The sequence below is a fragment of the Shewanella sp. OMA3-2 genome (assembly GCF_021513195.1).
In the GTDB taxonomy this organism is placed as follows: domain Bacteria; phylum Pseudomonadota; class Gammaproteobacteria; order Enterobacterales; family Shewanellaceae; genus Shewanella.
Genome location: NZ_CP090974.1, coordinates 2,096,471 through 2,112,576, shown reverse-complemented (window position 1 = coordinate 2,112,576; position 16,106 = coordinate 2,096,471). Strand labels below are relative to the sequence as shown.

At 39.8% G+C, this 16,106-nt stretch carries 10 protein-coding genes and 2 pseudogenes; 3 read left to right on the top strand and 9 right to left on the bottom strand.

The window, feature by feature from the left end; all coding sequences use genetic code 11:
- Positions 1 to 4: 4 nt before the first annotated feature.
- The 7 genes and pseudogenes from L0B17_RS09320 to L0B17_RS09290 form a co-directional block, all read right to left on the bottom strand.
- Positions 5 to 661, bottom strand: coding sequence for a Bax inhibitor-1 family protein (locus L0B17_RS09320; RefSeq protein ID WP_443019882.1), 657 nt, complete (start codon positions 659 to 661; stop codon positions 5 to 7).
- Between the two features lie 206 nt (positions 662 to 867).
- Positions 868 to 1,638: a substrate-binding periplasmic protein gene (locus tag L0B17_RS09315; RefSeq protein WP_235084299.1), complete on the bottom strand. Its 771-nt coding sequence runs from the start codon at positions 1,636 to 1,638 to the stop codon at positions 868 to 870.
- Positions 1,635 to 2,246: a DUF502 domain-containing protein gene (locus L0B17_RS09310; protein WP_235084298.1), complete on the bottom strand. Its 612-nt coding sequence runs from the start codon at positions 2,244 to 2,246 to the stop codon at positions 1,635 to 1,637. The genes L0B17_RS09315 and L0B17_RS09310 overlap by 4 nt, the downstream gene beginning before the upstream one ends.
- Positions 2,247 to 2,382: 136 nt before the next feature.
- A pseudogene (gene phoU, locus L0B17_RS09305) lies at positions 2,383 to 3,092 on the bottom strand (phosphate signaling complex protein PhoU).
- 109 nt (positions 3,093 to 3,201) lie between these two features.
- Entirely contained in the window at positions 3,202 to 4,020 is an 819-nt protein-coding gene (gene pstB, locus L0B17_RS09300) for a phosphate ABC transporter ATP-binding protein PstB (protein WP_235084297.1), read from the bottom strand.
- A gap of 26 nt (positions 4,021 to 4,046) precedes the next feature.
- Positions 4,047 to 5,705: a phosphate ABC transporter permease PstA gene (gene pstA / locus L0B17_RS09295; RefSeq protein WP_235084296.1), complete on the bottom strand. Its 1,659-nt coding sequence runs from the start codon at positions 5,703 to 5,705 to the stop codon at positions 4,047 to 4,049.
- A 58-nt stretch (positions 5,706 to 5,763) separates the two neighbouring features.
- Positions 5,764 to 8,015: pseudogene (locus L0B17_RS09290) on the bottom strand (ABC transporter permease subunit).
- A gap of 193 nt (positions 8,016 to 8,208) precedes the next feature.
- Between L0B17_RS09290 and L0B17_RS09285 the strand changes: the two are divergent.
- From L0B17_RS09285 to L0B17_RS09275, 3 genes are all read left to right on the top strand, one after another.
- Positions 8,209 to 8,715, top strand: a complete 507-nt coding sequence (locus L0B17_RS09285) for a glycine cleavage system protein R (protein ID WP_235084295.1) — start codon at positions 8,209 to 8,211, stop codon at positions 8,713 to 8,715.
- Between the two features lie 417 nt (positions 8,716 to 9,132).
- Positions 9,133 to 10,998 (top strand): GGDEF domain-containing protein, encoded by a 1,866-nt coding sequence (locus tag L0B17_RS09280; RefSeq protein WP_235084294.1) that lies wholly within the window; start codon positions 9,133 to 9,135, stop codon positions 10,996 to 10,998.
- A gap of 130 nt (positions 10,999 to 11,128) precedes the next feature.
- Positions 11,129 to 11,950: a DUF2797 domain-containing protein gene (locus tag L0B17_RS09275; RefSeq protein WP_235084293.1), complete on the top strand. Its 822-nt coding sequence runs from the start codon at positions 11,129 to 11,131 to the stop codon at positions 11,948 to 11,950.
- A 125-nt stretch (positions 11,951 to 12,075) separates the two neighbouring features.
- On the opposite strand, the gene L0B17_RS09270 is transcribed toward L0B17_RS09275, so the two are convergent.
- Together L0B17_RS09270 and ndk are read right to left on the bottom strand one after the other, a co-directional pair.
- Positions 12,076 to 14,832 carry a TonB-dependent receptor gene (locus L0B17_RS09270; RefSeq protein ID WP_235084292.1) on the bottom strand — a complete coding sequence of 919 codons (2,757 nt, stop codon included), beginning with the start codon at positions 14,830 to 14,832 and terminating at the stop codon, positions 12,076 to 12,078.
- 777 nt (positions 14,833 to 15,609) lie between these two features.
- Complete coding sequence (gene ndk / locus L0B17_RS09265; RefSeq protein ID WP_226415046.1) at positions 15,610 to 16,041, bottom strand: nucleoside-diphosphate kinase; 432 nt, start codon at positions 16,039 to 16,041, stop codon at positions 15,610 to 15,612.
- Between the last annotated feature and the right edge of the window lie 65 nt (positions 16,042 to 16,106).

The window sequence follows — 16,106 nt, the reverse complement described above, 5'->3', positions numbered from 1 at the left end:
ATAATTACTTTCTGCCCAGTATTCTTAGAATACGCAAAAATAAGTTAATGATGTCCATGTAAAGTGCAGCGGCGCTGTCGATGGCATTGTCTAAGGTTTTGGGTATTTGATTTGCCCGCCCCCAGTCGTATCCAATGTAACCGCAGAATATCAATACCACTATCCAGTCTAGAATGCCGTGGTGAACGCCAAACACAAAAACTTCAATCAATTCGACCACGATAACCAGCAACAAAGCGATAGTCAGTGCACCGACTATCTTTTGAAAGAAGGCCGGAAAAAGTGACCCTAGGCACATCATGCCTATTGTGACTAATCCAGTAATACGGATAGCTTCAGACACTAATGCCTCGTCGTATTGACTGACCACTAAATTGATAATTAACCCAAATGGCACCACCACGAAGTTGTAGCCTATAAAGCTAACCAGCGGATTATTGGAACGACTAAATAGATACAAGCCGAAAAAACAAGAGGCGAAATAACCAATGAAAAAGATCCAAGGGTTAATTGCTGCAATAGATTCTGGTGATATGTTGGTTACCATTAACCAATTGATGGCAAAACCCCAACAAAGGGTTAAGCCTATAGTAAAATTATACGCTGTGGCACTAATGATTTTATCTGTGGTTTGAGTTCTGTTAAATACATCAACTTCCATGTTTATTCCTATTTTATATCACTTTGTATGTAAATAATTACTGGTGATAACAATGTCATTATCGTTATCATCTCGATTGGCGCATCAAAATCACTAAGTATTAACGGTGGCAGAATGGTGGCCAAACACTCATGCTTGCACATGAGTCTTAGTGTCTTGTCCAGCCAATACTTTGTACCTTTAGCTTGATCACTGCATATGAAAGATTAATTCAATACGTTGTTTTCGACATCGGTAATTATCGCTTGCAACTTACCAGACTTAATTAAATTATTGATAGCGTTATCTATAATAGGCACAAGTTCTTTTTTGTTTGGGTGAATATACATATAAACAGGTTGTGTTTTTATGGTCGTCGACTGGACGATTAAATTCTCTGCATGCATTTTATTGATAGTTGCCGTGCCATCCATATAACTTGCAATGACCACATCTACCCTTTTTTTGTCCAATAAATTCATCATTTTTTCAGTGGTCGTGGAGTAAAATACTTTTTTAGGATCAAGCCCCAAATTTTGAGTATGCTTTACACCGGTTAACACCCCTACATTTAAATCCATAATATCGGCTACTGACGCAATCTTATATTGAGTATCTTTGCGGGTAAAAAAAGCCGTTTTTATTTCATAATATGACGTTGGTACTCTAATAAACTCAGGGTTATCTTCACCATAACGCCAAACCCGCATAATTTCACCGTTGACTGACCCTTCGCGCATACTGCGTTCAGCACGTGGGGCCGGTAACATTTCAACATCGCAGTGCAACTTTTGAGTAACACAAATTTTTTCTAACACCACTCGCCCAATATTTTGAACGGATGAATCCGCAACACCTACAAAGTGAGTGGCATGATTATCACTCAAAACCGGCGAAGTGAACCCCAAAATAGACACGCATAACAGCACATTTTTGGTGCAGTTCCAACACCAATGCTGTCGAATTAAAATGAATACTGTAACCAATATATCCTTCATTGGGGTCCCTCTTGTGGTTTCACTGCATCACTAGCTTTAGTGGTTGAAATACCAGCGGTTAAATTAAACCGCATTGCGTCTTCAAATGACCAATCGACTTCAATTAAATCTTCACGCCTAACTAATGTGGTGACCCCAGCCATTTGATAGCTTAATTGAAACAATACCGGTACCCAATCGCCTTCAGGCAAAGCATCTTCAAGCGGCTGAGGCGGCTTATCACTCATAATAGAGCCGACAATATAGCTACCATTAGCTTGTTTGATTAACACCGTTTGTTGAGCATTAGGATTCCCATCGCGGTTCATTAAACCGGCTAAATCACGAATGCTGCCATAAACTGACTTAAATAGAGGGAACTTCATTAATTGGCGCTCTAACCAACCATAAAGTAACACTATTGGGCTGACCGAAAATAACAGCCCGGCAATAAACACAATAACCGCGACTAAGATAAACCCCGCACCTACAAACAAGTCTGCAATACCAAAAACACTGAGTAATAATTTGCCAAGCCCATCAAGTGAGATAAATAATGACCAAAATAACCATATAGATAGCACCATAGGTAATAAGTTGGTCAGTCCGCGCGCTAATGTATTTTTCATAAGGGGTATGATTAAGTGTGTTCGCTAATATTGTGGCTATTAAAGCAAATAAAAACGCCTTAAGCGATGACTTAAGGCGTTTTTTTCACACAATAGGATTTAATAAATCACCTAGACCATGGTACAACAATAGTGTTTATTGCTTTAAGTCTTTTTCCATGTCTTCGTATGAGGTATGTCGAACATCTTTACCCTTAACGTAGTAAATGATGTATTCACAAATATTTTTACAGCGGTCACCGACTCGCTCTACTGCACGCGCAGCCCATAACACATCTAATACACCGGTATTGAACGTGGATCTTCCATCATATAGGTCATTAATTGACGAATAATACCTTCATATTCTTTGTCTAATTTAGCATCTTCTTTATGCAGCTCTAATGCTTGTTCAGCATCCATACGTGCCAATGCATCTAATGTGGCATGCAATGTTCGTGTCGCGTGTCGGCCCATACTTTCAATGCTAACCAGTAATGGCTCTTGGCTCTTGGCACGTTTATCTACCGCAGCTTTTGCAATTCGTACACAGGCATCACCAATACGTTCTAGGTCAGTAATGGTTTTAGAAATAGCAATAATTAAACGTAAATCACTGGCAGCAGGCTGACGCTTGGCAATGATACGAGTACATTCTTCGTCAATCGCCACTTCCATACCATTTACTTTATGGTCGCCTTCAATAACCGATTTAGCTAATTCAGCATCTAGGCCTGCTAAGGCATCTAATGCTTGTTCTAACTGACGCTCAACTAAGCCGCCCATTGCCAGTACGCGATTACGAATATCATCGAGTTCTGCGTTAAATTGACCTGAGATATGCTTGTTTAAATTCATTTTTTCCATTTTATTTAACCCTAAGCTAATTTTTGAACTTTACGCTGATCTTTTCAATTACACCCTAAGTCTACGATATCGAGTTTAAGCCTAGTCTTGTGCTATGGCTTGACTACGATTAACCGTAACGACCGGTAATATAATCTTCTGTTTTACGCTTCTTTGGCGTAGTAAATATAGTGTTCGTATCAGCGTACTCAACCAATTCGCCCATATACATAAATGCCGTTTGATCCGATACACGAGCAGCCTGTTGCATGTTGTGTGTCACAATCACGACGGTATATTTTTGCTTCAGTTCAGTGATCAGTTCTTCAATGGTCAAGGTTGAAATTGGGTCTAGTGCCGATGTTGGTTCGTCGAGTAATAACACTTCTGGCTCAATGGCAATAGCACGGGCAATCACCAAACGTTGCTGCTGCCCGCCCGATAATCCAAAGGCATTATCATGTAAACGGTCTTTAACTTCATCCCAAATAGCTGCACCACGCAATGAGCGCTCTGCGGCGTCATCCAGTTCGCGACGGTTATTTAACCCTTGCAGGCGCAAGCCATATACTACGTTTTCATAAATCGACTTAGGAAACGGATTTGGACGCTGAAACACCATACCGACATTGCGTCTTAGGGCGGCCACATCGACTTTTTTGTCATAAATGTTCTGACCGTGAAGCAAAATTTCACCGTCAATTTTACAGGTGTCGACTAAGTCATTCATGCGGTTAATACAACGCAGCAAGGTTGATTTACCACAGCCACTTGGACCAATAAAAGCGGTGACTTGCTTTTTAGGTATTTTCATCGACACATTAAATAGTGCCTGCTTTTCTGCGTAACGTAAATTAAGGTTACGAATTTCTAAAGCGGTATCCTGTTCTGGCAAGTTAGCTAAATCTACCGTTTTAGTTTGCATGTTTGTACGATCAATCGAAATCATTTTAATTTTCCCTCAGGATATCGCTATTAGTGTTCTAGCGAACGGAATTTTTCACGTAAATGGTTGCGCACGCTAATGGCGGTTAAGTTTAACGCGACAATTACCGAGACTAATAAAAATGAGGTAGCGTAAACCAAAGGACGCGCCGCCTCGACGTTAGGGCTTTGAAAGCCTACGTCATAAATGTGGAAACCTAAGTGCATAAACTTTCGCTCTAAATGCACAAATGGAAAGTTCATATCTATTGGTAATGTTGGGGCCAATTTAACCACGCCCACTAACATTAAAGGAGCAACCTCGCCTGCTGCACGGGCAACGGCTAAGATTAATCCTGTCATAATAGCTGGACTCGCCATTGGAATAACGATGCGCCATAGGGTTTCGGCTTTTGTCGCCCCTAAGGCTAAACTGCCTTGACGGACGGCACTTGGAATACGGCTTAAGCCTTCTTCAGTAGACACAATCACTACGGGTAACGTTAGAATAGCTAAAGTTAATGCTGACCAAATGACCCCTGGCGAGCCAAACGTTGGCGCTGGTAACGCTTCAGGGTAGAACAATTGGTCGAGTGAACCGCCTAGCACATAAACAAAGAAGCCCAAACCAAATACACCATAAACAATTGATGGCACACCGGCTAAATTAATTACCGCAATGCGGATCATCTTAGTAATTGGACCTTTTTTAGCATATTCATGTAGGTAAATCGCAGCTACAACACCAAATGGGGTCACAATAACGGCCATTAACATCACCATGAATACCGTACCAAATATGGCAGGAAACACTCCACCCTCGGTATTAGCTTCACGTGGGTCATCGCTAACAAAACGCCCTATACCAATAAACCAATGGGCCACTTTATCAATAAAGTTCATATGGTTAACATAGTTAACATCAAGAATGCTATCTAGTTTTAAGGTCACTTCCTCGCCGCGCATATCACGCACAATAACCGAATCCCGTGCTGCGCTATCACGTAATGCAAAAAGTGATTTCTCAAGTACTAAATAGTCTTGGTTAAGTTGACTAATGCCCGCTTCAATTTCAGCTTTAGCTGCCGCAGTTAACTTACCTTCTAACTCGTATCTGCGCTCTTTTAAACGTAGACGTTCAATTTCATAGTTAATTGAACCAATGTCACTTTTTTGTAAGGTTAATGCTTCATCGCCAATATTAACCGCACGATTGATATGCTCAATCAATGAGCTTTCAAGCGCATCACCGTCAAGAGCCAAACGCTTACCATCTTCGATAACCGCAATGGGATAACCGTAAAAGTTACCGTTTTTAGTACGCTCAAATTTTGCTACATCTGATGGAGTGCTGCGACTGACAATGTCTGTCGCTAAGATCCATCTAAAATCTAATCCAACAAATTCACGGTTACCGGTTTTGACCAAGTAGCGCGTGACAAACTCACCAGGATGTTGATTAAATTGATGCCCTGCTGATATTAAGCGTTCAGTGGGTACTTCTTCTCGATCATAAATTTCGCCTATAAGAGTGCTTTTTATGCCTTTTTGATCTTGCAATTCCCACTGATAAACTTCAGCAGGCCAAAAGTAACTTAAGCCGCGCCAAGCGATCAGTAATAATAAGCCGATCACGGCAATCAAACTGATACTGACTGCGCCACCTGTCATCCAAATCCATGGTGAGCCTGATTTAAACCACTTACCCATTATATAAACCTCTCAAGACAACCGCGGAAATTGTGTATATAAAAGTCATCATTATTCCTTAAAGCGAACTATAGCGGTCACGTAAACGTTGACGCACTACCTCAGCGATGGTGTTGAATACGAAAGTGAATATAAACAGCACGAATGCCGCTAAGAACAACACACGATAATGAGATGAACCAATAGCAGATTCAGGCATTTCTACTGCAATATTAGCCGCAAGTGTTCTCATACCTTCAAACACACTCCACTCCAAAATGGCAGTATTACCTGTTGCCATAAGGACAATCATAGTTTCCCCTACGGCACGCCCTAAGCCCATCATAATGGCAGAGAAAATACCTGGACTTGCGGTCAGCAGTACAACACGTGTAAGGGTTTGCCAGTTTGTCGCACCTAACGCCAAGCTACCATTAGATAAATGGCGCGGTACTGAGAAAATGGCATCTTCAGCAATAGAGAAGATGGTTGGAATAACCGCAAAACCCATGGCAATACCGACCACTAATGCATTACGTTGGTCAAAGGTAATACCTAAATCATTAGTAATGAATTGGCGAGTATTGCCATCAAAGAATAGAATTTCAATGGTTGGGCTAATAGCAAATGAAAACCAGCCAACAAAAACAATCACCGGAATTAGCATTAATTCCTGATAGGTTTCAGGTAAACGTTGCTTCCATTTTTGCGGTAGTTTACTCCAGCAAAATGCACTGGTTAAAATAGATGTAGGCAATAGCATCAGTAAGGCTAGAATGCCGGTAAATGATCTTCAATCAGTGGCGCTAGCCATAGACCGGCTAAAAAGCCCAAAATAACTGTCGGCAATGCTTCCATAATTTCAATGGTAGGTTTAACCACATTACGCACTTTGGGGGTCATAAAGTATGCGGTGTAAATGGCACCTGCTATGGCCAATGGCACAGCAAATAGCATGGCATAGAATGCCGCTTTCATAGTGCCAAATGCTAACGGCATTAGGCTTAATTTTGCTTCAAAATCATCTGAGCCAGAAGTAGACTGCCACACATATTGAGGCTCTGGATAACCTTCGTACCACACTTTTTGCCACATTGCGCTCCATGACACTTCTGGGTGGCTGTTTTCTACGGCAAATAAATGTAATTGCTTATCTGCTTCTATAATAAGCGCATTTGAGCGTGGACTAAACGACATCAAACCTGGATTAGGTAGCTCAAATACGTCATCGAATAAATTACGCTGGCTAGTGGCGTATAACAAGGTTAGCTCACCTTCAGGACTTAATACTGCAAAGCTTTTACGGTAAAACTCTGTCGCCATTGTGCCAATAGGAGCTAACTCGTCAAACTCTCGAATGTGCTGATATAAACGGCCATTGTCGCTGTTCACTTGGAAAAATTGACTGACAACACCTGTGTCATAACTCACCAGTATAGAACTCGCACCAGCAAGCAAGTTTACTTGATTAACATTTGCATTGCCTTTTGTAACATCAATAACTTGTAGTAACTCAACTGCTTCAGCATCGCGAATGTCATATACATACAACTTATTCGCAGCGGGGAGAATAAGTTGACGATGATCTGGGGTCATTAATGGCAATAATGATTTAGACGGCGCCTCTTCAATAACAGAATGATACGAGGTCCACTCAACCTCTTCTGTCATCATGTTTTCTTCGCCATCAAGACGATTGATATTCCACACGCCCTGTTGGTCTTGAAACACAAAACTCATGCGGCTATCTGAAAAATCAAATGCTAAATGATGTACCGAACCATTAGGATTAATCGTTAAAGGCTGTTGATTTAAATAACGCACTTTGGGGGTAATTAAACGCTGGTTATCAGGATAAGTGACCTCAAAATCAATCCCAAGCACTATCACCTGACCATTACTTAAGCCTAATGCAAAGCGTTGCTCGTTCGGACTTGATTTCGCACTACTCGTCACCGTAGTTCCGATTGGAAGCTTAATGCTATGGGTGGTGATAAGCTGGTTAGTCACTGAAGAATAAAAATCGACTTGGCCATCTTTTGCTACGCGAAATAACACTTCATTTTGTTCATCACTGCCTACCATCAAGGTCGGCACATCAGTGTGCAGCATACTCACCTTGGTACTAGGCTGAATTTCAGCACCATCAAAAATAGGTTTGATCACGTATAGCAGATAGAAAAATATCAGTAATAATGCAACAAACACCATAGTGCCGCCGACTGTTACAGCAATTTGTGCTGCCTTATCCTTAAATGCTCTGCGTGTAGCATAGCGATCTACAAGTAGATTTTTAGCCGCAGAACCAGGCTGATTTACCTGACTTTCCATTAAGAACCTCTATATTTAATCATTCACTAAAAAATAGCGCTTTGATTGTGTAATTTACTGTGTTAACAATAAATGATGATGACAATAGGTGTCTTTCATTATTAACCCAACTTAAAGTGGTTGGCATTATATGACGTAAAGATGACAGTAGTGTTACAACCAAAACTTTAGTTTTATATAGGAGAAAGTTTTTATGATGCGATATTTGGTTACCCTGCAAGCTCCTGATAGAAAAGGCTTAGTTGAACAGATCGCTAATGCAGTAACTCGTCAAGATGGAAATTGGTTAGATTCAGAAATGCGTCATTTGGACGGTATTTTTGCTGCAATATTACAATTAGAAATGCCGGTCGATAAATGGGATGAATTTATCGATGCACTCGAATGTATTGATGGCTTATCATTAACTTACTCACAAGCAAGTCTAACGGCACAACCGATTAAACATATTAGCTACCAGCTTGTCGCTTACGATCGCCCAGGACTTGTGTTACATATTTCAAACAGTCTTAACGCACTTGGGGTCAATATTGAGCAGTTTAGCAGCAAATATGAAACCGCAAGCCATACCGGCGTAGCCTTATTCAGGGCAAATATGAGCTTAGGCTTGACCGAATTGATTCAAGAAGAACAAATCGTTGAGCAATTTTATAAATTAGGCGACGATGTAGTTCTAGATAAAGTAAATAAAATCAACTAAATGTATGCATCTAGCCACACTAAAACACAGATAAAAATGCATTATTTAACTTAACTCGGGTTAATATAGTGCATTTTTAATGATGGCCTCAATCTCATAGACTTCTGAAGTATTAACATACTGCCAAACTCCCGTTTGATTTAGCTTAAACTTCCTTAAAATTAACCTCTACTATTAACCCTACCAGAATAATATTTACATAGCTGAACACCTTTTTCACACGGGATCGCTTTCTCTATTTTGAGAATTTGTACAACAGTTTGTAGTCACTTTATATAAAAAAACCTCACTTAACGTAGAAGTTAAGTATTTGATTATATAAAACCTATTAATTAAAAGGAGTATACATAACTGAAAATTATGATAACCTTCGTTTATAAGACTAAAAGGATAATTAGCACTGTGGCACCGATGAATATGACTTCTTCAAATGTTTGTATACTTTTGATGTATTTTCTAGTGGTTATTTATAGCTCAAATGGACTTGCTACCGAGTCAGTTAAATATTTTGAAGACTATGCAGACTCTCATTCAGTAGAAGATACCCTCCAACGTTTAAACCAATTCGATATCGACACAAGCATTTTAGCCAATGAGAATAAAGCCAAACTGTATTTTTTATACGGTCAACTTTATGAAAAAACTCGTCAGCTTGATTTAGCCATCGACAGTTATGATAAAAGCATCAATTTAGTCGCCTCATTACCCATTTCTGACACATTAATTGATAGCCATCTTGAACGATCTTTTGCCCTGTACTTACAAACAAATGACCCTGCTATTTATTGTGTCGATCGTTATAAAGCCCTCGAATACGCAAGACAGCAAAATAATACTGAGCTATTAGCCAAAACGTTGACCCAAAATGCCTTTTGTTATGAAGATGCCAGTACCATACATATAGGTATTGCTTTGCTTGATGAAGCTATGGATGTTGTCGATAAAAGTGAAACCCTCAACACCAATAGAAAAGCCTTAATTTACAATGCCACTGGCAGTCTTTACCGAAATGTCGGCTTACATCAGCGCAGCTATGACAATTTTAAAAAAGCCTATCAAACCTGGGCGGCCATTGATGATAAACAAGACATGTTTAATATGCTGCACAACATGTTAAGCCAAAGCATCAAATTAGGTCATTGGCCTGAAGCAAAAGCCAGTGTGGATGCACAGTTTAAGCTTGCTGAGTCCAGCGTCCAATTCAAAGATTTTGCTTTTTTCGCGCACTTAAATGCAGGGCGAGTAGCCCTAGGGATGCAAGATTATCCAACGGCAATAACTAACCTAAATAATGCCATTCAATTGCGTGAGACTACCCAAGAGCAATACTTTGCCACGAGTAGTTACCTATTTCTTGCGATAGCTTACATGCGTAATGGACAAGCATCTGAAGCGGCCGAAATGGCGATGTTATTTAAACAAGATCAGCATTTCAGAACAGACAAACAAGATATGATACTCAAAGCTGATGCGATTATTGCATTTGCAAAACAAGATTACTTAGCTTCAATCAATTTACTGTTTCAATTAATTGATGATGAGCGTAAAAATAACCAGAACATGTTAAATCCTGAAGTCATCAACGCAGCTTTAAATCATCATGCAAAAGTGGCTGAGTTTGAGAACATTCTCCTGGCCAACAAACTAGCCATTAATGAATTAAAGCTCACTGCTATTCAAGATAAAGAAAAAATTCATGAGCTAACATTAACTATTGTGGCTTTATTAACTATCACATTAGGCTTGTTTCTGCTTTTTGCACTAAACACTTATAAAAAACGCTCACAAACAGATTTTCTAACAAAAATTGCCAATCGAGGATTTACCTTTATCAAAGGTGAGCAGCTAATCAAACGCGCAATAAAATTACGACAATCTGCCTCGGTGATCATTTTTGACATAGATAACTTTAAAGAGATCAATGATAAGTATGGCCATCATATTGGGGACCTAGCCATTAAAGCGCTCGCACAAAGAGCACAAACTTGCATTAAAAAGCATGACCTCGTAGGCAGAATTGGCGGAGAAGAGTTTTTAATCGTGCTACCTAAAACGAGCGAGCAAGATGCTTGGACTATTTCAGAACGGCTTAGAAACAGCATTGCCGAAAAAGACTTCATCTTTAATGAGATTAAAATAAACTTCACTATTAGTTTAGGTCTTGCCGAATTAAATGCATCAACCACCTCAATGCAAGACTTGATGATAGAAGCTGATAAAGCCTTATATCAAGCAAAGTTTTTGGGTAAAAATAAAGTCTACCTAGCCAGACAATGCGCTTAACACTGTGATACGTTATTTTGCTTAAGCTCCGCCAAAAATGTATGAACAAGTTCAATTGAACTAAATTGCGGCATAGTTTAGCTATCACATCTGCTAAACTATGCCGCAAAAGCTCATAAATGGAACGTACATGTTAGGCACACTATCAAAACTCAACACTTCACTTAACTCAGCAGATGAAGTGCAATATCAGCTCCCCGTGGGTGACGCTCTTATTCCACTTAATCCTTTAATTGGTAAATCACTGACGTTAACGCATACTGGCAATATTTTTTGCTGTAATTGTGGTAAGAAAACTAAAAAAAGTTATTCTCAGGGCCATTGTTATGTTTGTATGCAAAAACTGGCTAGCTGCGACATGTGCATCATGAAGCCAGAAACCTGTCATTTTGATCAGGGTACTTGCCGCGAGCCAGAATGGGCGCAAACCCACTGTTTTGTTCCTCATTATGTCTATTTATCAAATACCTCAGGGATCAAAGTTGGCATTACTCGCCACAACCAAATCCCGACTCGCTGGATTGACCAAGGCGCGACCCAAGGCTTGCCTATTTTTAAGGTGTCGACCCGTAAAATGTCAGGATTAATTGAAATAGAATTAGCAAAATTTATCAATGATAAAACCCATTGGCAAGCCATGCTTAAAAGCCATAACGATGATGTTGATTTGGTTGCACAAGCGGCTGAGCTGATCCCTTTAATCGCTGAAAAGTTACAACAAATAGCCGCGGAACATAGCGATATAATCATTGAGCGATTAGACGCGAACATTCAAGCAATTCAATATCCGATTGAGCAATTTCCGCTAAAAGTGAAATCACACAACTTTGACAAAGTAGCAGAGGTGACGGGGACGTTACAGGGTATAAAAGGTCAATATTTGATATTTGATACCGGAGTGATCAATATCCGTAAATTTAGCTCATACGAAGTTGAAGTCAGTCATAAGTAAATAACACACACAAAAAGCCCCCTTTCGAACAAAAACACAAGAATAAAAAAAGCCCTAGACAATTGTCTAGGGCTTTTTTACTGCGTTCAGCCAGTCATAAGATCTGCCTTAACACATACTCGATATTAGAACTTCACGTTAGCACGAACGAAGAAGTAACGACCTAGTACATCATAAGTGTATGGATCGGTATTCGAATCGTTGTTACCGGTGAAATATGGAGGTTCTTCATCAAAAATGTTATTCACACCAGCTGACATGCGAACCGTGTTTGTCACGTCATAAGAACCTGATAAATCATGGTATACAATGCTATCTACACTTGGTGCATAACACTTAGTCGTGTCAGCTTTACAAGCGAATGAATCCATACCATCGATATAACGTGCTTCGTAAGTTGCACTCCAATCATCGCCGGCTGCAGTGATGTTGAAGTTTGATTTAAACTTAGCATAAGCTCCTACACCACCAGTAATGTAACCACGGTAATCAACTGCGTTACCATCTGGATCAAACTCTTCATATGAAGAAAGAATTGATGAGTCTAAACCCGCTTTCCAGCTTAAGTTTAATGCATCAAATACATAGGCAACGTTAATGTCATAACCTGAAGTATTCGTTGCGCCAATGTTTTGTAAACCATTGTCAAACTTGATACGACCTGTGCTATCAATTTCAATATTTGATGACTGACATAGTGAAGTACCGGTATTGATTTTATTGCCACCGGCATCTAAACACTGGTTAGCAACATAGTTAGAATCAACCGCAGTAATTGTATTAGTTATCGCAATATCAAAATAATCAACAGTGAAAGATAATCCTTCAACATAGCTTGGAGAATAAACTAAACCAAGAGTGGTGATATCAGCTTCTTCAGGGGTTAACATTTCGTTACCACCCACAGTCACTTCAGCTTGAGTTTGATCTGTAGCTGGGTGAACAATTTGGTTAAATGATGGTGACTTACCACCAAATAACTCACTTACTGTTGGCGCGCGGAATGCTGTAGAACGGCCACCACGTATCATTAGGTCGTCATATAAGCGCCATGTTAGGCCTAACTTCCAAGTAGTGTCGTTACCAAAAGTGCTATAGTCGAAGTAACGCACTGCAGCGCTCATATCAACTTGCTGTGCAAGTGGTAAGTCGGCTAACAATGGGATAGCTAATTCAGCATAAACCTCATCAACACTGAACTCACCCGCGGTAGCTTCAACACGTGGATCGTTGGCTAAGCCCTGAGCCGTTAATGAATCAGGCGTATAATGTGCCGACTCTTTACGGTTCTCATAACCTGCTGCAAAACCTAATTCACCAGCAGGTAAATCCATAATTGCGCCAGATAAGCTTGCCGCTACGATATCTAACTCACTGCCACCGCTGTTAACTTCGGTGTAAATGAATGGTGCAATACTTGCGCCTTCCCAAGAAGACTGAGTAAATGGATCAAATGTCTTTGCAACAACAGCATCATTGATTGAACCAATGTTGTGTAGGTTTGCTAAAGTGTCAACTGAATCGTTCTTACCTTTGTTGTAAGAAGCATCCCATGCCCAACCATTGTCGAACTCACCTTCTAAACCAACAACGATACGTACAGTATCTACGGTTTGACTAAAGTCACGAGATCCAGACTCAACCATGCGACGACCGTAGCTTAGAGCCTCACCCTCTTGCACTTTACCAATCAGTTCTTTGTTCATCCATGATGAATCATAAACCCAAGGATCATTATTCCAAATAGGCTGAGGAGCCATTTGTTGCTCTGACCAACGCTTAGTGTACATAGCTTCGGTAAAGAACATGATGCTATCTGATAGCTCATAAGTACCCGCAAAGCTTAGGTTTAAACGCTCCATTGGGGTTGATAAGAAACTGTCTTTGGCATAGTTGTAAGCATCTTCTGAGCTATAGTCATGATATTCGCCACCACGACCACTGAGATTCGCTTCAGTGTTATTTTCGTCAAAATATGAAAATTCAGGATTACCTTCACCATCATCAACGTATTGGCCATAAAAACCTGAATCACCAATAGCATAAGCGCCTTCAGCGCCTGTTGCTGTAATACCGAAGTTATTATCACCCCAGACGTGACCACCTTGTGCATATCCACTACCACCACAGTAAAGCTTTTTAGCGCCCGCGGCACCGGTTTCAGCAATAGGACAATTAGAGAAATCACGGTCAGCTTGGCTCGCTTCACCACGCTTAGTGTACTGGGCGTTTAAGACTAAGTTGCCTTTGTCAAACGTGTTGCCTAAAGTCATATCTAGGCTTGTTTCATCAGCATCACCTTGTGCAGATAAACCCGTTTGAGCATTCATTTCGAAACCATCGAAATCACGCTTAAGGATAACGTTAACCACACCAGCGATAGCATCGGTACCATAAACAGCTGAAGCGCCATCTTTTAGTACTTCGACACGTTGGATCATTGAAACAGGAATGGTGTTTAAATCAACCGTTGATGCCGCGCCAGTACCAGATGCGATCATACGACGACCGTTTACCAATACTAGAGTACGGTTTGAACCTAAGCCACGTAGGTTCATTGATGCATTACCACCAGAACCATTGTTAACAGCAGCGTTAGTCATTGCACCGCCTGAAGATGTCATTTTTTGTAATACATCATCAATTGAAGTTGCGCCTGATGCAAGAATAGCAGAAGCATCGATCACACTGACTGGGCTTGCTGTTTCCATATCGGTACGTTTAATACGTGAACCGGTAACAGCAATACGCTCAACTTTTTGAACTTGCTCTTCTGCTGCAACAGCAGAGGCTGAAAATACGCTTACAGATGCAACACTTGTTGCGGCAACTGCTAATAAACTACTACGAATAGCTTTCGCAGTTAATGACACTGAACTCATAATAAAACTCCCTGCAACTTAGTTTTAAAAACATCAAGTTGTTATATTTTTTATAATGCAATTAGCCAAGCGCTAATTGCAGGGCAGTATTATTAATAAATAAAAAACGATTAGTCAACAACGGCAACATCTCACAAACAATAGGCGTGCCTTTGTATTATCACAAACGGACAAACAGACCAACTTACTGATTTTAAAGAAAAATAAAAATATCAATTTTTATTTAAACTTTAAATAAAACAAAAACCACTAAGATAAAAAACAAATAAAAAACAAATAAAAACCACCGAATTAAACAACAATTAACAATGAAACAAAATAAAAACAAATGCATCATTAAGTACACAATTCAAATGATTACAAAATAGACTAAATTAATGAAATAAATATCAAAACTTATATATAATTACTTTTCCCTTACCATTTTCGTGATAAAACTCACTTTAATCTTGTTGTAATTAATAGTTTTTCTATTGAAAATGTTGCATATAAAATATGCTTAAATATATTAACATCATCAACTAGGTTAATTAAGGAACGATTAACCGCCCATATACAAACTGGTTTAGTCGCTATTTAATATGCTTAGCTGACATAATTTGAGACCAATATGAAAATGAACCATTAATTTAGCCTGGTGCGATAGTTACTGAAGACAATCAAAGTGCCAAATATAATAAGTTGGTCTTAGTGCAATGGATAAGCATTAATAGGTTGAATATCAATTTTTCGACAATAAAAAAGGCGCCTAAGCGCCTTCTCATTTCTTAGCAAAGATTAACGAGTGCGTGGGCACACTTGATCAGCGCTAAAGAAGTAAGCAATTTCACGAGCGGCTGATTCAAGTGCATCAGAACCGTGAACTGCGTTTTCATCAATGCTAGCTGCATAGTCGCCACGTAGCGTGCCACGAGCAGCTTCTGCTGGGTTAGTTGCGCCCATGATTTCACGGTTAGCTAGAACAGCGTTTTCGCCTTCTAACACTTGAACCATTACTGGACCAGAAGTCATGAAAGACACTAAAGCACCAAAGAAAGGACGTGCGCTGTGTTCAGCGTAGAAACCTTCAGCTTGTTCTTTAGATAAATGAACCATTTTAGAAGCAACGATCTTAAGACCTGCTGATTCAAAACGGTTATAAATAGCACCGATGTGGTTGTTAGCAACTGCATCTGGTTTGATAATAGAAAATGTGCGTTCGATCGCCATAACTAGCTTCCTTAATGTGAGCAAGTTTATAAAATTCGCGCGGATTATACGTAATTTAATATTGT